Raw genomic sequence first — 17,934 nt, forward strand, 5'->3', positions numbered from 1 at the left:
GCTTTCCGGCCGGAATTGCGGCACTCAAAGTTACTGCTGCGGCTGTTCGGTACCCTGCTGCATCGGCTGCGCCGGTGCAGTGGTCGTGGTCGAAGAGGTCGTCGAGGTGTCAACCGGCTGGTTGGCGTTCTGCTCGGCCACCTGCTGCGCCTTTGTCTTGAATTCCGGCGCTGCCTTCAGCGTGTCGGCGGTTTCCGTTGTCGTCAGCTTCAGGTCGTCGGTATTCGGCTGCTCGGCGATCGCGATGCGGTCAAAGGGGACCGCCACGTCCTTTTCGCCCATGCCCAGGAAGCCGCCGACGCCGATCACGGCCGCTTCAACGCCACCGTCCTTCTTCATGATCAGGTCGTTGATCTTGCCGATGCTTTCATCGCCGGCATTGTAGACACTCTGGCCGATATAGGTGCTCGCGGCGATCTGATCGCTCTCCTGTTCGGTCAGGTACGTGCCGCTGGCCGTGGCGACATCCCCGGGCGCTTCCTCGGTAATCGGTGCCTTCGTCTGGGCCTGGTCTGCCGGTGCTTCGCTACCTGGAACCGGCTGCATCGTTTGCGGCTGATCCATCGGCTTGGTCGCATCCTGCGCAAAGGAAACCGGGGCGACAGCAAGACCAGCGAAAAGGGCGCCGGCCGCGACGGTGGTTACAAGTTTCTTGGTCATGTCAAACTGCCTTTCCTTGATGTTTCGATCAAGGCACGGCCCTGGCGCTGTCGCCAGATCCACCGCACCGGTGATATGACGTCAACGCCCAGACGCCAAAACGGTTCCGGAAAAAACAGTCAAAGCATCACGGGTAAGGCGAAAATAGCGTCAAACCTCCCATGTTCCTTGGATCCTAGTGGCAGATTCCCCGATATTTCACAGGAGCGTTGATCTTATACTCTGCAACATCGGTATTTTAGAAGATGATAATCTTCTATTGTTCGTTGACGGATTCTTGATTGTTCTTGGCGATACTTCGGAATAGACGGGGTGAAGAGCGCAGCTGCTTCGTCCTGCTATCCTGGACGACATCACCATGTTTCTGCCGCGGCGCTTCCTTTCGGTTTCCCTCCTGTCTGTGCTGGCGATGGCCGCTCTGGTTTCGATCGAGCGCAACCTTTTCGGCGCGCCCTATTTTTCCGAGCGTGCGCCTCAGGTCCAACCCTATAATCTCTGGCATGCCTGGGTCGCGCTCAGCCTGTCGCTCGCCGCGGTTCAGGGGTTCACCCGCGACGTCTCCAGGCTCGGAGAGCCGGTGCTTCGGATGGCCTCGCCTCGCGAGCTGTCGACCTGCGTGGCGACGTGGATGTTTGCGACGCTCGTGGCGCTGGTGTTCGCTATCGATCCGAAGGCCTTCAGTGCCCTGGCGCGGGAGGACGGCCTGGTCGAGTGGTCGTCCGCTCTCCTGATCTTCGTCGCCTGCGGGTTCCTTGCGGCAGCAGCCACGGGCCAGCTTCGCGCCGCCCTCGCCGGGGGAGAGCGCCTCGCGTGGATCGCCGCCAGCGCCGCGGCGCTTCTGAGCGCGGGCTTCTTCGTGATCGGTATGGAAGAAATATCCTGGATGCAGCGCGTGTTCGGCATCGTCACGCCGGAGGGGTTGTTGGCCATCAACAACCAGCAGGAATTGAACCTGCACAACATCTCCACCGGCCTTTCCGAGTTGCTTTACTACACCGGCAGTTTCGTGCTGCTGACACTTGCACCCTTCATCTGGCTCCATCTCCGCAAGGGCGTGAGCTTCGGCCGGCTCGACGCCTTCGCGCCGAGCGTTCTGGTGCTGGTGGCAAGCGCGCCCATGGCTGCGTTCAACAGCGACAACTGGAGCATGCTGCCGACGCAGATGATGGTGATGATGACCGTGATCATCCTGCTGGTAATCGCGGACATCGCATTGAAGGCCGGCCACTGGCGCGAGTTCATCGTGCTGACGGTCGGTGCCGTTCTGATCGTTGCGATCCAGGAGCTGTTCATCCTGCAGGCGTCGCAGTTCGTGCGGCTCTGGGATCCGACCGAGTACAAGGAGTTCTTCATCGCCCTTGGTCTTGCGATTTACGGCTTTCAGACCTGGTCGCGTCTGCGCTCGTCCGTGGCGGCATCGTCTGCAAGAGCCGCCCTCAGCGCCCGTCCACTCGCCGGATAAAGATACCCCGCCGGAGCGGCGGGGTATCTGACCAATCGCTCTTTTGACACGTCGTCGTCAGTGGCTTTCGCGCAGGACCTCGCTGCCGCTGCCGCCGACGAGGAAATCCAGGTCCGCGCCCTTGTCGGCCTGCAGCACCGTGTCCTGGTAGAGCTTGTAGTAACCGCGGGTCCATTTCTGCGGCGGCGCCTGCCAGGCTGCCATGCGCGAAGCAAACTCGTCCTCGCTGATCATCAGGTTGAGCTCGCCCTTCATCGCGTCGAGGCGGATGCGATCGCCGGTCTTGACGATGGCGAGCGGTCCGCCGGCGTTCGATTCCGGGCTGACATGCAGGACAACGGTGCCGAAAGCGGTACCGGACATGCGGGCGTCCGAAACGCGCACCATGTCGCGCACGCCTTTTTCCACCAGCCGCCGCGGGATCGGCATGTTGCCGACCTCGGCCATGCCCGGGTAGCCCTTCGGTCCGCAGCCCTTGAGCACCAGAATGGTGTCCTCGGTCACCGGCAGGTCCGGGTCGTCGATCTTTGCCTTCAGCTCCTCGATCGTTTCGAAGACATAGGCTGGCCCTTCATGAACGAGCAGATGCTCGCTCGCCGCCGATGGCTTGATGACGGCGCCGTTCGGCGCAAGGTTTCCCTTGAGCACGCGAATGCCGGCTGCGGCCCTGAGCGGATTGTCGAGCGGGCGGATGACGTCGTCGTTATAGACCTCGGCATCTTCCCAGTACTTGCTGATCGGCACGCCGAAGACCGTCGGTGCATCGGCATGCAACAGATGCTGGATGCGGTTCATCACCGCCGGCAGGCCACCGGCATAGGCAAGGTCTTCGATCAGATACTTGCCCGACGGCATGCAGTTGACGATGCACGGCACCTGGCCGCCGACCCTGTCGAAGTCCTCGAGACAGAGATCGACGCCGGCACGGCCGGCAATCGCCAGCATGTGGACGACCGCATTGGTCGAGCCGCCGACGGCGGCATTGGCGATGATGCCGTTCTCGAAGTTCTTCTTCGTCAGCACCTTCGACAGGCGCAGGTCTTCATGCACCATCTCGACGATGCGTTTTCCGGTCATGTGCGACAGCGCCATGCGGCGGGCGTCAACGGCGGGAAGTGCGGCATTGGTCGGAAGCGACAGGCCCATCGCCTCGACGATCGAGGCCATGGTGGTGGCCGTGCCCATGGTCATGCACACGCCCGGCGAGCGCGACATGCCGCTTTCGGCCGCCATGAATTCCTGCATGCTCATATCCCCGGCGCGCACGGCTTCGGAGAATTTCCAGACATCCGTGCCTGAACCGATGTCCTTGCCCTTCCACTTGCCGTTCAGCATCGGGCCGGAGGAGACGACGATCGTCGGCAGGTCGACGGAGGCAGCACCCATCAACTGGCCGGGGGTTGTCTTGTCGCAGCCGCCAAGCAGCACCACGCCGTCGATGCCATAGGCGCGGATCGCCTCTTCGACATCCATGGCGAGCAGATTGCGGAACAGCATCGCGGTCGGACGCATCTGCGTCTCGCCGAGCGAGGAGACCGGGAACTCGACCGGAAAACCGCCGGCCTCCCAGACACCGCGCTTCACGCCTTCGGCAAGGATGCGAAGGTGGCTGTTGCACGGCGTCAGTTCCGACCAGGTGTTGCAGATGCCGATAATCGGACGGCCGTCGAAGACGTGGTCCGGAAATCCCTGGTTCTTCATCCAGGAGCGATGGATAAACCCGTCCTTGTCGGTGCCGCCGTACCAGTGACGGCTGCGCAATTCTTTCTTCTTGTCGCTCATGCGAGCTTCCTCCTCACCATGCGATGAAACGCGTGGCCGAATTGTATGACTTTTTATTGGCGCTTCGCCAAGTGGTTAGTCGAGCGCTTCCGCTCAGAGGCGGAATGACGGTTCAAACCGGCCCTTGACGGTGATACCGAGATCGAAGGTCTTTCCGGCATGCGGATCGGCCGCACGCGCTGCATCGTCCAGGTCTTGCCAGGCGGACGTCACCAGTATGCGGTCGGCCTTGAGCCCGATGAAGGCGGTGCAGCTCGGCTGCGTTGTCGGCATCGCGTAGCGCGCGATCCGCCCACCGTCGGGCCTGTAGACGTCGACCGTGCCGCTGCCCCAGCGGGCGTTCCAGATCAGGCCATCGGCATCGCACACGGAGCCGTCGATGCCGCCTTTTTCGCCACTGCTGTCGACCAGCAGGCTGGGCTCACCCTTCGGCAGCCCGGTTTCGACATCGATTTCGACACGCATCAGGTGGTTGATGTCGGTGTCGACGAAATAGGCGACGGTTCCGTCCGGCGAAAAACAGATGCTGTTGGGAATGGTGATTGCGTCGTAGAGCTTCGTCACCTTCGTGCCAGCGACGTGATAGATCGCGCCGGCACCCTTCTCGGCGCTGCGGCCCATGGTGCCGATCCAAAGCGAACCGGACGCATGGACGCGGCCGTCGTTCGAGCGATTGCCGGGCTTGTCCTCAAGCGTGGTCACGAGGCTGAAGGCGCCCGTTTGCGTATCCCTGAGGAAAAGCCCCTGGTCGGACGCGATCAGTTGCCGCGACGGATCGATGACGGCAAGCACGCTGCCGAGGAATGGCAGGGTGTGTACGGCCTTGCGGCCGGTTTCGAGGTGCAGCTCATGCAGTTCCTGGCCCTTGATATTGAACCACCAGGCGGTGCCGGTGGCCGGGTCGTAGGTCGGGCCTTCCCCGAGGATCGAGGGCGATTCGCAAAGGATGCTGCCGGAAAAGGGAATGGTATCGCTCATCAGCGTGCTCCATAGACGGCGTCGTAGGCCTTGATCGTTGCGACGGCGCGTTCGCGAACTTCGGCGGCGGACATGCCCGGCTTGTAAAGGCTCGAGCCGAGACCGAAGCTGCGGATGCCGGCCTTGGCGTAGTCGCCGAAGTTGGCATCGGAAACGCCACCGACGGCGGCAATCTCGAGGTCGGGCGGCAGGATGGCGCGGATCGCGGTAATGCCCGATGGCCCGAGCACGCTCGCCGGGAAGAACTTGAGGCCGGTCGCACCCGCGGCGGCGGCCGAAAGCGCCTCGGTCGGGGTGAGCACGCCGGGCATGGTGACCATGCCCTTCTTCGCCGCAAGGGAAATCACCGCGGGCTCGACGTTCGGGCTGACCATCAGCCGCCCACCGACATCCGAGAGCTGCTCGACCTGTGCAGTCGTCAGCACCGTGCCCGCGCCGATCAGGCAGTTTTCCGGCGCCATTTTCACCGCGGTCTCGATCGAGCGGAACGGATCGGGCGAGTTCAGCGGGATCTCGATCGCGGTGAAGCCGGTTTCGATCAGCGCGCCGACGACGCCTTCGGTTTCCTCGGGCCTGAGGCCACGCAGGATGGCGATCAGCGGATAAGTCATCGACGGAAAGGGGATGCGGTTCATGAGCTTGTCTTTCGTTCAGAGAGGCCAGATCGCCTGGGCGGCGGTCGAGAGGCCGGCGCGGACCGCCGTGTCGGCATCGACGACCCTGAGCGGGCAGTCGAGGCTTTCGAGCGCGGCTTGATAAAGCGTACCAAGTGAACCGGAGGCCACGAGGCAGATACTGTCGATCGTCTTGGCTGAAGCCAGCGCGCCGGCAATCTCAAGGCCGATCAACGTGCCCGACAGCAACGCCTTGGCGTCGGTCGCATTCGCACCATGCAAAAGTTGTCCGGCGCGTGCGCCGAAGATCAAGCTGGTCCCCAGGGCAGGATTGGTGCGTGCTTCGGCGACAGCCGCAGCGAAGGCAGGGTGATCACCGGAAAAAACATGGGCATCTGCGATCGAGTGGCTGAGGATCGAATGTTTCGAGATCACGTCGAACAATTCGCCGGTCATGAAGGTGGAGAAGCCGCTGACTGCGCCATCTTCGAGCCGCACCCATTTGCTGTGTGTTCCCGGCATGCAGACGAGGTGCCGGCCGGGGCCGAGGTCGCTGGCGGCGCCGAGCAATTGCGTTTCCTCGCCGCGCATGACGTCTGGACGCCGCCTGTCGCGTTGCGCGAGGCCCGGGAGGATGCGGATGTCGCGGTCGAGATCCGGCACCGCCACCGCATGGGAGGCGATGTCGGCAAGGGCCGCAGGCGTATCCAGATAACCGGCCTCGACCCACCCCTGCTTTGCGCCTGCCATGCCGCAGATGATCGCAGGCAGATGGCTGGGCGCGTCGACGGCGGCTAGGTGCCGTTCCAGGATCGTGTGAAAACCGGCCTTGTTGGCGGTCGTCATGCCTTCGCCGCTGCGGCGTTCGGCAAGCACCGAGCCATCCTCGCCGATGATCCACAGCCGGAAACTCGTGGTTCCCCAGTCGACCGCGGCATAATAGGCTGCCGTCATCAAAGTGCGCCTCCATCGATGATCATTGTTTGCGCCGTCATGCCACAAGAGCAATCCGACGTGAGGTAAAGGCAGGGTCCGACGAGATCGTCGGCAGTCAGGCTGCGTTTCAGGCACTGCCTTTCCTGCATCTTGGCAATCGCCACGTCGTCCAGCCACAGCCGTTTCTGTCGTTCGGTGACGATCATGCCGGGCAGGATCGCGTTGACACGGATATTGTCGGGTCCGAGCTTGCCGGCGAGCGATTTGGTCAGGCCGACGATGCCGGCCTTCGCCGTGGCATAGGCTGGAATTTCGCCCATGTTGAGCAGGAAGGCGATCGAGGAGAAATTGACGATCGAGCCGCCGCCCGCTTGCCGCATGTGCGGCGCGACCGCCTGGCTCATGAAGAAGAGGTGCCTGAGATTGACCGCCTGGCTCTCGTCCCAGCTCTCTTCAGTCACGGCTTCCAAGCTCTGGCGGTCGTCGCGCGCAGCATTGTTGACGAGCACGTGGATCGCACCGAGCGATGCCACCGCCGATTCCGCCGCATGACGCACCGCGTCGATATCGCGCAGGTCGCCGGCGATGAAATGCGGCTTGTGGCCGGTTTGATCGTCAAACCGCGCGCAGAGCTCGGCGCCTGCCTGCTCATCGATATCGACGAAGGCGACCCGCGCGCCCTGGCGCACGAAGCCCTCGACGAGGGCGGCGCCGATGCCGGAGCCACCGCCCGTGATCAGTACACAGCGGTCGCGCAGATCGTGAAATTGTACACTGGGCGCCGGCATGTCCCGTATTTCCCTCGTGAAAGCCGATTTGACATTATCAACAGTTCCATTATTTGGAACTTGATTTTAGTATGTGGAATTATCGTGTCGAAGCGTCTATCTTGTCAAGATCAGGCGCGCGACGGCGAGGCCATTTGAAGACAAGCGAACGACGATGACGAACGAGATGATGGTGGCCGACGAGGGGCGCGGGGAGACTGGCACCGGCACGCTCGGCAAGGCGATCGCCGTGCTGGAAGCGGTGGTCACGGCAGACGGCCCGCAACGCTTCACCGATATTCTTGCCCGATCCGGACAGCCGCGCGGCACATTGCACCGGTTGCTCAGCCACCTCGTCGAGGAAGGGCTGCTGATCCAGCGCAGGGATCTCTCCTATGAGCCCGGCCTTCGGCTGCTGACGCTTGCCTACCGCTCCTGGTCTGCCAACCGCTTTCGCGACGTTGCCGAACCACACCTGCAGCGCCTGCACGAATTGACCGGAGAGACCGTGCATCTAGGCATCTTGCGCGAAACGGAGATCGTCTATGTCGACAAGGTCGAGAGCCGCCAGACGGTGCGCATGAGCTCGCAGATCGGCAAGGCCTCTCCAGCCTATTGCACCGGCATCGGCAAGGCGGCGCTGTCGTTGCTGGCGCAGCCGGAGTTGGAGCATGTGCTGGCGAGGACCGCGTTTCACCCTTTCACTTCGCACACGCATCGATCGGCGGAAACGCTGCGCGCGGAAGTCGAAGAAATCAGGCGTGACGGCCATGCCTTCGATCGCGAGGAGCATGAGGCGGAGATTCGTTGCGTGGCTGCACCCATCGCTATCCCCGGTAGCGAGCTTGCGGCCGGGATCTCGGTGACGGGGCCGGCTTACAGGGTCAGCATGGAGCAGCTGGTAGCCTGGGCCGCACCTGTGCGCGAAGCGGCCCGGGCGATAGCCGAGGAGGCTGCGATCCGGCTCGGGCCCGGGCGCGGTGGACCTTGAATTCACTTTACGGTAAATTAGAAACATCGACTGGACGCGGCGCGTTAAGCTCGATAGTTTTTAATATATCAGACTCAGGTTCGTGGATGGTCTTAGTCTGGTTCGGTTTTGGTATTTGTAGAATTTTTGACGTAATCTTCATGCGGCGTCAGCGGCCGGCCCGTCCATGGTGCCGGATGTGGAGAAGGGCGGAAGATGATCGATTTCAGCGCGAATTTGTCGTCGTTGACGCTTCCTGATGGGCGGAGCATCAGGGGGCCGATCTGTTGCGAAGAGGACTTTCGGCGAGTGATCGCCCAGGTGGCGGATGCCTATGGCTTCCGCGGCTTTCTGGTGCTTGCGGTTCCGGACACGGGCTGCAGCAGCCTGTCGGCCAATGCGCTGATGACCAATTATCCGACTGCGTTTTTGCAGGGGTATGACAGCGCCGGCCTCATCAGTGGCAGCCCGGTCATCCAGCGCCTGCGCCGCAGCACCATTCCCTTCACCTATGACGCCCATCAACTGGCGCGTCGTCGCTCCGACGGCAAGGGCGATGCGGCCATTTGTGTCTTCGAGCAGGCGAACATGCCGCGCGGCCTCTACCTGCCGGTGGCTGACGCGAGCGGCCATCGCGCGGCCATCGCCTTTGGCGGGGATCGTGCCGTCGTCTCGAACGACGAGTTGCAGGAGCTCAATCTGTGGGCGGGCCTGCTCTACAGCAAGTATATGGAAGTTCGCGACCGCGATCGGCGCGGACCGGGCAGTCTTTCGCGCCGCGAGGTGGAGTGCCTGCGCTGGGCTGCTGCCGGCAAAACCACCAGCGAGATGGCAAAAATCCTGGCGCTGTCCGAGTACACGGTCAACCACTACCTGAACCGCGCGACGCGCAAGCTGGACTCGGTCAACCGCGTCCAGACCGTCGCGAAGGCCATGCGCGCCGGTCTCATCAATTGAGATCGGTGCCGGCCGCGGCTGAAGCGGGCGGCACTGACTGCACCTCGCGAAAGAAATACACAGACTTTTGGGCCGAGGCGGCAGGGAATCTCGATCATCTGTTGGCATTGGCAGGCTGCTCGGTCTATTTGATACTTGATGAATGCCATGGAACGCGCGAATGCAGGATACGATGACGACCGGGATGACTGACGCAGATCTGCCCCGGGGCGGTGATTTCGCGTCCGAGATCGCAAAGCTTGAGACCCAGTTCGATATCATCCGCTATATGCGGAGGGTTACGCAGGTCTTCGGCTTCAAGACCTTTCTGATCTGCTCGATCCCCTCGATCGACGTGGAGCGGCTGGCTGCGAGCACGGTCATTTCCAATATGCCGGCCGAACTGCTGAACAAGTATGATAGCCTGTCGATGCTGCGCTTCAGCACCGGTGTGCGCCGCCTGCGCGAGACGACGACGCCGTTCCAGGTGACGCTCGAAGCCTGGGAAGGCGAGGGCGGCAAGCCGGAGACGGCGGCCGAATACATCGCGATGCTGCGCGAGAACGGCATCTTCCAGGCGAGCTATTTTCCCGTTCATGATGCCGAGGGCGGCCGCGGCGCTGTCATCCTCATGGGCCCGCTGGTCGAATTGCCGATGACGGTGACCATGGAACTGCAGATGATTGCGATCCATGTCTACAATCGCCTCGCCGAGATCGGCTCTGTGTGGAAGAGTAGCGGCGCGGCGCTTTCGGAGCGCGAGATCCAGTGCCTGAGCTGGACGGCGGCCGGAAAGACCAGCGCCGAGATCGCCGGCATCCTCGGGCTCTCCGAGCATACGGTCAATCACTACCTCAATCACGTGACCAAGAAGCTCGACGCTGTGAACCGCACCCAAGCGGTCGTGAAGGCGATGAAGAAGGGCTACATCAGCTAGCTCTCCCGGCATCGAAGCCCGTTCGCCTCTCGTTGTGGTCGCGAAGGCTCTGAGCATCGTCGCGCCTGCGCTTCCATCGCCCTGACATCGCCACTCCTGCTGCCGAATTGCTCCATACTTGGACGATCGAAAGAGAGTTGCTCAGAATCTGAGCAGATGCTCCGACCGGGTCAGGCGCTGAGAAACAATACATCTGCTTGAAATTATTTGATATTTTTGCAGGTTCGGAATCTGGCACGCATCCTGCATTTCAATTGGCATGTCCAGAGGGGACTAAAAAGAAGACAGCGCCCACGAAGGTCGCGATCGAAAGGGCCACTGCCCGCCTCAGGTGATCCCGGATGTACGGACACCGGGGTGGGCGGTGGCTCTTCCTTTTTCCGTTATGTCGCATTGGCGAAGCGCTCCGCCTCGACTATCTAAGGGATAACAAAAGAATGAGAGGGCGCGATGCCGGAAGTCAGCAAAGAAGTGGTCCTTGAGAAGCTCCGCACGGTGCGTGGCCCGGGCATGGAGGGCAACATCGTCGACCTCGGGCTCGTGTCTGATGTCTTCATATCCGATGGCAAGGCCTATTTCTCGATCACCGTGCCGGCCGATCGCGCCAAGGAACTGGAGCCGATGCGGGCCGCAGCCGAGCGCGTCGTGCGCGACATTCCGGGGATCACGGCGGCCATGGTTGCGCTGACCGCCGACCGCAAGGCGGCGCCCGCAGGCGCGCCCGTGCAACGCCCGCAACCGTCGGCAGCGCCTCATGCCGGCCACTCCCATGCGCCGCGTCCCGCTGGCGGGCCGCCCGCCAAGGCGGGAATTCCGGGCGTCGGCGCCATCATCGCGGTCGCCTCCGGCAAGGGCGGTGTCGGCAAGTCGACGACCTCGGTCAACCTGGCGCTGGCGCTGAAGGCAAACGGCCTGAAAGTCGGCCTGCTCGACGCCGATATCTACGGCCCCTCGATGCCGCGCCTTCTGAAGATTTCCGGAAGGCCGCAACAGATCGAAGGCCGGCTCATTCGCCCGATGGAAAACTACGGCCTCAAGGTCATGTCCATGGGCTTCCTCGTCGACGAGGAGGTGGCGATGATCTGGCGCGGACCGATGATCCAGTCGGCCCTGCTGCAGATGCTGCGCGAAGTCGCCTGGGGCGATCTCGACGTTCTGGTCGTCGACATGCCGCCTGGCACGGGTGACGCCCAGCTCACCATGGCCCAGCAGGTGCCGCTCGCGGGCGCCGTCATCGTCTCGACACCGCAGGATCTGGCGCTGATCGATGCCCGCAAGGGCCTCGCCATGTTCCGCAAGGTGGAAGTCCCGGTTCTCGGCATCGTCGAGAACATGAGCTACTTCATCGCACCCGACACCGGCAAGCGCTACGACATCTTCGGCCACGGCGGTGCCCGCAAGGAGGCTGAGCGCATCGGCGTCCCGTTCCTCGGCGAGGTGCCCCTGACCATGGGGATTCGCGAAACGTCGGATGCCGGGACGCCGCTCGTCGCGTCCGACCCGAGCGGTGAGGTCGCGCGCGTCTATCGCGATATCGCGACCAAGGTCTGGGAGCAGGTATCCGCCACGCAAAAGGACAAGAGCCGCGCCGCGCCGACCATCGTCTTCGAATGACGGTTTGCGGGGTACCCACCCTGGACTTTGAAGGCACGGTTCGCCTCGCCCCGGAGCCTTCAGCTGTTCAACGTGCTACGGCGATTTTGCGCGTCAGGCATGACGTAACGCTGGGGCACCGAATCGTTTTGCCCTTGATTCGATTTTGATTTAAGCAAACATGCGGTAGGGTGGAGCCAGGATCGCGGCACACGCCCGCGCGCCGGATTGCAAGGGGGCATTGATTTTGCGTTTGCGTTGCGCCATATGCCTTGCCGCACTTGCGAAGGTGCCCAACTTGACGCCCTCTCGCCGGAGATCTTGGCCTCCCGCGATGACTGAGTTGAAGACTTTGTCCTGACTGGCGGAACGTTCGATCCGATGGATCTCTATTGTGGGTATTTTGTGGCGCACGACCTTTCGCCTTCGCTGTTCGGCATCAAGGCTCCCTTGACGAGGACGGTCGCATGATCACCGGCTATTGCGCCGATGGGACTGCCGTCGTTCTGACGCCGGCCGAACCACCCGAAAAATTGCGTCCCGATGTCATCTGGCTGGATCTGGTCGAGCCGACCAAGGCAGAAGACCTGATGATGGAGAAGCTTCTCGGCATTTCCATCCCGACACGCGAAGATCTGAAGGACATCGAACCGTCGAGCCGTCTCTATGTCGAAGAGAGCGCCGTGTTCATGACGGCGTCGCTGGTGTTCCGTTCGGATACGGATATCCCCGGCCTGACGGATGTCGGCTTCATCCTGTCAGGTGGCCGACTTGTCACCATCCGCTATGCCGAGCCCCGGTCGTTCACGCTCTTCAAGACGTCGATGCATCGCTTCCCGGGCGGTTGCCGCGATGGTGCGGTTGTCCTCACCCGGCTTCTGGAAACGATCGCCGACCGTACCGCCGAAATTCTCGAGCAGGCGGTCACCAAGATCGACGATCTGTCGATCGACGTCTTCGGCGACAAGGCTGCAGGCAAGCGCCGGCCGCCACATTATCTCGAGGCGCGCTTGCGTGACGTTGCCGGCCATCACCGCCTGGTTGCCAAGACGCGGGACAGCCTTGCCTCGCTCTCGCGCCTGCTGACCTTCGTCTACACCGTTCCGGTGGTGCAGGACGACAAGGACACGCGTGAACTCTGCCGCTCGATTTCACGCGACATCCAGTCGCTTTCCGAGCATGCAAGTTTCATATCCGGCAACATCACCTTCCTGCTTGATGCGTCGCTGGGCCTGATCAACGTCGAGCAGAACGCCATCATCAAGATTTTCTCGATCGCGTCGGTCGTGCTGTTGCCGCCGACCCTGGTCGCCTCGGTTTACGGCATGAACTTTCGTGTCATGCCCGAACTGGATTGGCACTTCGGTTATCCCTGGGCACTTGCGGCGATGGTGATATCGGCTGTCATCCCCTTTTTCTTTTTCCGCTGGAAAGGCTGGCTGTGAACGCCAGTAGGTTTGCATGACCCAACCGCATGCCCCCTCCCACGAGCCGAAGGATCTGCGCCGCCTGCTGATCCTCGGGCTTGGTTCGATCGGTGTCGTCTACGGCGATATCGGCACCAGCCCGCTCTATGCCTTTCGCGAAGCGCTGCGCCCGGTCTCCCACGACGGCGTGACCGACGTGGAAATCATCGGCCTGATCTCGCTGATGATCTGGACGCTGACGATCATCGTCACGATCAAGTACGTGCTGTTCCTGCTGCGCGCCGACAACCAGGGCGAGGGCGGCACGCTGTCGCTGCTTGCCCTTCTGATGAAGTCCGCCAACGGGCACGCATCGATCCTCTTCTTCATGGGGATTGCCGGTGCAGCGCTCTTCATCGGCGATGCGATGATCACGCCGGCCCTGTCCGTTCTTTCGGCCGTCGAAGGTCTGAAACTGGTGACGCCGGCGCTATCGGAATATGTCGTGCCGATCGCGGTGGTCATCCTGCTGATGCTCTTCGCCGTGCAGTCCAAGGGAACGGCAGCCGTCTCCAACTTCTTCGGGCCGATCACGCTTGTCTGGTTCCTGGTGATGGGCTGGATCGGGCTTGTCCACATTGCCGATGACCTGTCGATCTTCAAGGCCTTCAATCCCTACTATGCCGTGAGCTTCATGCTGAGCGAAGGCTATGTCGGCATCATCGTGCTCGGCGCCGTGTTCCTGACGGTGACGGGGGCGGAAGCGCTCTACGCAGACCTTGGCCATTTCGGGCGCCGCCCGATCCAGTGGGCCTGGTTCCTGATCGTCTTCCCGGCGTTGACCCTCAACTATCTCGGCCAGGGTGCCTTCGTGTTGAAGAACCCGGAGGCGATGTCCGATCCGTTCTTCCTGATGTTCCCGAAATGGGCGCTGTTGCCGGTGGTCATCCTTGCGACGGCAGCCACCATCATCGCCAGCCAGGCGGTGATAACCGGCGCCTTCTCGCTGACCCGTCAGGCAATCCATCTGGGCTTCCTGCCGCGCATGGCGATCTTCCATACGTCTGAAACCCACACGGGCCAGATCTACCTGCCGAACGTCAACACGCTGCTGATGTTCGGCGTCATGGCGCTGGTCTTCGTCTTCGGTTCGTCGGAATCGCTCGCCACCGCCTACGGCATCTCGGTCACCGGCGCGATGGTGGTCACGACGGTGCTTTCCTTCGAGTTCTTGCGCGTGCGCTGGAACTGGTCGGGGATCTGGGCGGCGGCCGTGCTGCTGCCGCTGTTTGTGCTGGAGTTCATCTTCCTCGGCGCCAACATGCTGAAGATCCACGACGGCGGCTACGTGCCGGTGCTGATCGCCGCCACCTTCATCATCATCATGTGGACCTGGCGGCGCGGAACCGAAATCCTGCACGCCAAGACGCGCCACATCGACATCCCGCTTGCAAGCTTCATCAAGTCGATCGAGCGCAAGAGCGAGCATGCGCCGGTGGCCGTGCCCGGAACGGCCGTGTTCCTGACGAGCGATCCGGAGTCGACGCCCGCGGCGCTCCTGCACAACATCAAGCACAATCACGTGCTGCACAATCAGAACTTCATTCTGACGATCCGCACCGCCAATACGCCGAAAGTGCCGAAATCTGAGCGGGTGAGCATGCAGCCGCTCTCGGATCGCTTCACGCTGCTCGAGATGCGCTTCGGTTTCATGGAAACGCAGAACGTCTCGCAGGCGCTCGGCCTTTTCCGCAAATCGGGGCTGAAGTTCGACATCATGTCGACCTCATTCTATCTCGGTCGCCGCAAGCTGGTGCCCGATGCAGAATCCGGCATGCCCCATTGGCAGGACCGGCTGTTCATCGCGCTGGCCAATGCCGCGATCGACCCGTCAGACTATTTCCGCCTGCCGACCAACCGCGTCGTCGAACTCGGTTCGCACGTCATCATTTGACCCCGCGGCCCGGCGTCCGGTGTGCCGGGCGGGGCGGGCACCAAGAGACAAAAGGAGCCGCTCCGGCCAGGGCGGCTCCGTTCGCTTTCTGAGCCATGTCCATCAGCGAGACCGCATTAACCAAACATCAAGGTTAATGCTTCATTTTCAAGGCTCGAACGAAGCGGCTCCGGCGGGGTGTCCGGCCGCCTCATTGTCTTAGCTTCCCGTGCGGAATCTCCGACGCTGGTATCTCGCCGGCGCGGGCGAAGCCGCGCCGTTCGTCAAGCGTTGCGTGGAGTCGGTTGGTGCGTAAGAGTCAGAACCTGCGTCAAAAGTCTCGCCTGAACGTGTCTGCGTGGATGGCGCCTGCAATCATCGGCCTTGCGCTCTATCTCGGCTTTCCCTCCGTCGCGGCCTACGCGGATCTTGCAACATTCCTGTCCGGCATCAATCGCGGCGGCGAGCGCTGGCGTATGTACATGACGCCGTCGCCGGCGGGCTCGATCCACGAAGTCGAAATGGTCTTTGCCGATCCGATCACGACGGGCGCGCTCGATGGCGGCGCCGGCATCAACATGCCCGACGGCAGTCGCGTGGCGCTCACGTCGGAGACCAAGCATTCCGGCACGCCGGATGAGGAGCGCATCAACCGCCGCGCCAAGAAAGGGCGCATTGTCGCCGTCACGCCGGTGACACCGCCGAAGGATTTCACCGCCGGCTCCATCCTGCAGCGCACGAGTTCCCTCACGGAACCGCGCTTCGAGGAAGGCGAGAAGATGGTCTTCGCCAAGTCGCGCATCGAGGGCAAGGAGATCGAGATCGCCACGGCCTTCTATAGAAAGAAGCCGCCAAAGGCAGATCCCGGCGTTTCGCCGATGCTGGCCAAGCTCGTGACGAACGACAAGCCCGACATTCTTGCGACTGCTTACGTCCGGCCCGAGCCGGACTATGCGCGTGAATCACCCTTCGATTCGATTCTGCGCGAAGACAAGAACGCCGGCCGCTTCATTCCTGAAATAGCACCTGACGACCACGCCTGGGCCGCAACGGTGCTGCCTTCGACCGTCTTCAGCAAGGAAGAGCAGGCCTGCCTTGCCGAGGGCATCTATTTCGAAGCGCGCAGCGAGTCGCTCAAGGGCCAGGCGGCGGTCGCTCAGGTGATTCTCAATCGTGTTCGCAATCCGACCTATCCGAAAACCATCTGCGGCGTCGTTTATCAGAACAAGAGCTGGCGTAATCGCTGCCAGTTTTCCTTCGCCTGCGACATGATCCGAGACCTGATCTATTCCCGCTCGCACTGGAAGATGGCCAAGGAAGTCGCGATGGCGGTCACGGCCGGCAAGATCTGGCTTCCGGAAGTAGGCTCTGCGACCCATTACCATGCGACCTACGTCAATCCGCCATGGGCGAAGACGATGAAGCGGGTCGGCAAGATCGGCATGCACATCTTCTACCGGACCTACGGCGGCGGCTGGAGCTAATCGGCGCCTGACGCGATTCCGCCGTCTTTTCCTGTCTGGCCACAGAGCCGGGATTCCAGCCGGCCGAGCGCGGAAATCCTGCGACAACCTTGCCGCCGATCCTGCTTCCTGCCTCTAACTATTTGAATCGGTGTAATAATATTGTCCACGGCCAAGCGACCTGCATGCCTTGACTATGCGGGTGCCTAAAACTATGTTGCGCGCGACTTCAAATGGGGCCGAAACGTGGCTTGAACGATGTCCTATTGTATGACCGAAATCGCGGTCTGAGACCCGATCAGGACGGCAAGGGAGTAGGCACGTGGCGGAGAAACCTGAAGAAAGTCTGGAAGCAAGGCTGAAGCAGCTCGGCGACAAGATTGAGGCCAAGAAGCCTCATGCGTCTGATGCAGCGGAAGCCCGTGCCGCCGAAAGCCGCAAGGGCTATGCGGCGGCGATGAAGCTGTCGAGCGAATTCATCGCCGGCATCGTTGTCGGGGCGTTTCTGGGCTATCTTTTGGACCACTTTGCGGGTACAGGGCCGTGGGGCATGATCATCCTCCTGCTTCTTGGCTTCTGCGCTGGCGTGCTGAATGTGCTGCGCTCGGCCGGTATGGTGGCGACACCGAAAGCCGGAAGAGGCGGCCCTGAGAATGACAAGAAGGACGGAGACGCCCACTGAGGCGTTGTCCCGAAGAAAACGGTTTCCGCTCTTGGGCGGGTAGAACGAAAGAGAAGCGCGGTGTCAAACGATCCGACCCACCAGTTCCTGGTCAACAAGATTGTCCCGATCGAGATTGGCGGAATTGACTTTTCCTTCACCAATGCGTCGCTCTTCATGGTTGCGACCGTGGGTGTTGCCGCAGGCTTCCTGTATTTGACGACGTCGCAGCGCGGTCTGATCCCGACCCGCATGCAGTCGGTCTCCGAAATGTCTTACGAATTCATCGCCTCGATGCTGCGCGAAGGCGCCGGCAGCGGCGGCATGAAGTTCTTCCCGATGGTGTTCTCGCTGTTCATGTTCATCCTGACGGCGAACCTGCTCGGCATGATGCCCTACTTCTTCACGATCACCAGCCAGATCATTGTCACCTTTGCGCTCGCGCTCTTCGTGATCGGCACCGTCATTCTCTATGGTTTCTACAAGCACGGCTTCGGCTTCCTGAAGCTTTTCGTGCCGCATGGCGTTCCTGGCGTGCTTCTGCCGCTCGTCGTTGCGATCGAAATCATCTCGTTCCTTTCCCGCCCCATCAGCCTCTCGGTCCGTCTCTTTGCAAACATGCTGGCCGGCCACATCACGCTGAAGGTCTTCGCAGGCTTCGTCACTTCGCTCAGCGCTCTTGGCGCGCTCGGCATCGGTGGCGCCATCCTGCCGCTCATCATGACCGTCGCCATCACCGGTCTTGAATTCCTCGTCTGCTTCCTCCAGGCCTATGTCTTCGCGGTACTGACCTGCATGTACCTAAATGACGCTGTGCATCCCGGAAGCCACTAAGG

The 17,934-nt window shown here is 61.9% G+C and carries 16 protein-coding genes; 10 read left to right on the forward strand and 6 right to left on the reverse strand.

Going from position 1 to position 17,934, the window contains the following annotated elements:
• Positions 1–30 precede the first annotated feature (30 nt).
• Complete coding sequence (locus PWG15_RS02280; RefSeq protein ID WP_275022881.1) at positions 31–660, reverse strand: PRC-barrel domain-containing protein; 630 nt, start codon at positions 658–660, stop codon at positions 31–33.
• Positions 661–1,018: 358 nt separating this feature from the next.
• Here PWG15_RS02280 and PWG15_RS02285 point away from each other — a divergent pair, with 358 nt between their 5' ends.
• Positions 1,019–2,122, forward strand: coding sequence for a hypothetical protein (locus PWG15_RS02285; protein WP_275022882.1), 1,104 nt, complete (start codon positions 1,019–1,021; stop codon positions 2,120–2,122).
• Positions 2,123–2,179: 57 nt separating this feature from the next.
• Here PWG15_RS02285 and PWG15_RS02290 read toward each other — a convergent pair whose 3' ends face one another.
• The 5 genes from PWG15_RS02290 to PWG15_RS02310 form a co-directional block, all read right to left on the reverse strand.
• Complete coding sequence (locus PWG15_RS02290) at positions 2,180–3,904, reverse strand: IlvD/Edd family dehydratase (RefSeq protein ID WP_275022883.1); 1,725 nt, start codon at positions 3,902–3,904, stop codon at positions 2,180–2,182.
• Between the two features lie 93 nt (positions 3,905–3,997).
• Positions 3,998–4,882, reverse strand: a complete 885-nt coding sequence (locus PWG15_RS02295; protein ID WP_275022884.1) for an SMP-30/gluconolactonase/LRE family protein — start codon at positions 4,880–4,882, stop codon at positions 3,998–4,000.
• Positions 4,882–5,517: a 2-dehydro-3-deoxy-6-phosphogalactonate aldolase gene (locus PWG15_RS02300; protein ID WP_275022885.1), complete on the reverse strand. Its 636-nt coding sequence runs from the start codon at positions 5,515–5,517 to the stop codon at positions 4,882–4,884. Before PWG15_RS02300 ends, PWG15_RS02295 begins: the two co-directional genes overlap by 1 nt.
• A 15-nt stretch (positions 5,518–5,532) precedes the next feature.
• Positions 5,533–6,450, reverse strand: a complete 918-nt coding sequence (locus PWG15_RS02305) for a 2-dehydro-3-deoxygalactonokinase (RefSeq protein WP_275022886.1) — start codon at positions 6,448–6,450, stop codon at positions 5,533–5,535.
• Positions 6,450–7,220, reverse strand: coding sequence for an SDR family NAD(P)-dependent oxidoreductase (locus PWG15_RS02310; protein WP_275022887.1), 771 nt, complete (start codon positions 7,218–7,220; stop codon positions 6,450–6,452). Before PWG15_RS02310 ends, PWG15_RS02305 begins: the two co-directional genes overlap by 1 nt.
• Before the next feature lie 154 nt (positions 7,221–7,374).
• Here PWG15_RS02310 and PWG15_RS02315 point away from each other — a divergent pair, with 154 nt between their 5' ends.
• The 9 genes from PWG15_RS02315 (at position 7,375) to PWG15_RS02355 (ending at position 17,932) form a co-directional block, all read left to right on the forward strand.
• The gene (locus PWG15_RS02315) at positions 7,375–8,190 is read left to right on the forward strand and encodes an IclR family transcriptional regulator (protein ID WP_275022888.1); all 816 of its coding nucleotides are present in this window, start codon (positions 7,375–7,377) and stop codon (positions 8,188–8,190) included.
• 195 nt (positions 8,191–8,385) lie between these two features.
• Complete coding sequence (locus PWG15_RS02320) at positions 8,386–9,126, forward strand: LuxR family transcriptional regulator (protein WP_342457047.1); 741 nt, start codon at positions 8,386–8,388, stop codon at positions 9,124–9,126.
• A gap of 142 nt (positions 9,127–9,268) precedes the next feature.
• Positions 9,269–10,042: a LuxR family transcriptional regulator gene (locus PWG15_RS02325; protein WP_425536730.1), complete on the forward strand. Its 774-nt coding sequence runs from the start codon at positions 9,269–9,271 to the stop codon at positions 10,040–10,042.
• Between the two features lie 450 nt (positions 10,043–10,492).
• Positions 10,493–11,656, forward strand: coding sequence for an Mrp/NBP35 family ATP-binding protein (locus PWG15_RS02330; protein ID WP_275022890.1), 1,164 nt, complete (start codon positions 10,493–10,495; stop codon positions 11,654–11,656).
• Between the two features lie 446 nt (positions 11,657–12,102).
• Positions 12,103–13,080, forward strand: coding sequence for a magnesium transporter CorA family protein (locus PWG15_RS02335; protein WP_275022891.1), 978 nt, complete (start codon positions 12,103–12,105; stop codon positions 13,078–13,080).
• Positions 13,081–13,096: 16 nt separating this feature from the next.
• On the forward strand, positions 13,097–14,995 hold the full coding sequence (locus tag PWG15_RS02340; RefSeq protein ID WP_275022892.1) for a potassium transporter Kup: 1,899 nt from the start codon (positions 13,097–13,099) through the stop codon (positions 14,993–14,995).
• Positions 14,996–15,336: 341 nt separating this feature from the next.
• The gene (locus tag PWG15_RS02345) at positions 15,337–16,458 is read left to right on the forward strand and encodes a cell wall hydrolase (protein WP_275024484.1); all 1,122 of its coding nucleotides are present in this window, start codon (positions 15,337–15,339) and stop codon (positions 16,456–16,458) included.
• 301 nt (positions 16,459–16,759) lie between these two features.
• Positions 16,760–17,119 (forward strand): AtpZ/AtpI family protein, encoded by a 360-nt coding sequence (locus PWG15_RS02350; RefSeq protein ID WP_275022893.1) that lies wholly within the window; start codon positions 16,760–16,762, stop codon positions 17,117–17,119.
• A 60-nt stretch (positions 17,120–17,179) separates the two neighbouring features.
• Positions 17,180–17,932, forward strand: coding sequence for a F0F1 ATP synthase subunit A (locus PWG15_RS02355; RefSeq protein WP_275022894.1), 753 nt, complete (start codon positions 17,180–17,182; stop codon positions 17,930–17,932).
• Positions 17,933–17,934 lie beyond the last annotated feature (2 nt).

Source organism: Ensifer adhaerens (genome assembly GCF_028993555.1).
In the GTDB taxonomy this organism is placed as follows: domain Bacteria; phylum Pseudomonadota; class Alphaproteobacteria; order Rhizobiales; family Rhizobiaceae; genus Ensifer; species Ensifer adhaerens_I.

Coding starts and splice junctions, on each gene's coding strand:
- PWG15_RS02280 (WP_275022881.1), bottom strand. CDS start 660: ATGACCAAGAAACTTGTAACCACCGTCGCGGCCGGCGCCCTTTTCGCT.
- PWG15_RS02285 (WP_275022882.1), top strand. CDS start 1,019: ATGTTTCTGCCGCGGCGCTTCCTTTCGGTTTCCCTCCTGTCTGTGCTG.
- PWG15_RS02290 (WP_275022883.1), bottom strand. CDS start 3,904: ATGAGCGACAAGAAGAAAGAATTGCGCAGCCGTCACTGGTACGGCGGC.
- PWG15_RS02295 (WP_275022884.1), bottom strand. CDS start 4,882: ATGAGCGATACCATTCCCTTTTCCGGCAGCATCCTTTGCGAATCGCCC.
- PWG15_RS02300 (WP_275022885.1), bottom strand. CDS start 5,517: ATGAACCGCATCCCCTTTCCGTCGATGACTTATCCGCTGATCGCCATC.
- PWG15_RS02305 (WP_275022886.1), bottom strand. CDS start 6,450: ATGACGGCAGCCTATTATGCCGCGGTCGACTGGGGAACCACGAGTTTC.
- PWG15_RS02310 (WP_275022887.1), bottom strand. CDS start 7,220: ATGCCGGCGCCCAGTGTACAATTTCACGATCTGCGCGACCGCTGTGTA.
- PWG15_RS02315 (WP_275022888.1), top strand. CDS start 7,375: ATGACGAACGAGATGATGGTGGCCGACGAGGGGCGCGGGGAGACTGGC.
- PWG15_RS02320 (WP_342457047.1), top strand. CDS start 8,386: ATGATCGATTTCAGCGCGAATTTGTCGTCGTTGACGCTTCCTGATGGG.
- PWG15_RS02325 (WP_425536730.1), top strand. CDS start 9,269: ATGCCATGGAACGCGCGAATGCAGGATACGATGACGACCGGGATGACT.
- PWG15_RS02330 (WP_275022890.1), top strand. CDS start 10,493: ATGCCGGAAGTCAGCAAAGAAGTGGTCCTTGAGAAGCTCCGCACGGTG.
- PWG15_RS02335 (WP_275022891.1), top strand. CDS start 12,103: ATGATCACCGGCTATTGCGCCGATGGGACTGCCGTCGTTCTGACGCCG.
- PWG15_RS02340 (WP_275022892.1), top strand. CDS start 13,097: ATGACCCAACCGCATGCCCCCTCCCACGAGCCGAAGGATCTGCGCCGC.
- PWG15_RS02345 (WP_275024484.1), top strand. CDS start 15,337: ATGGCGCCTGCAATCATCGGCCTTGCGCTCTATCTCGGCTTTCCCTCC.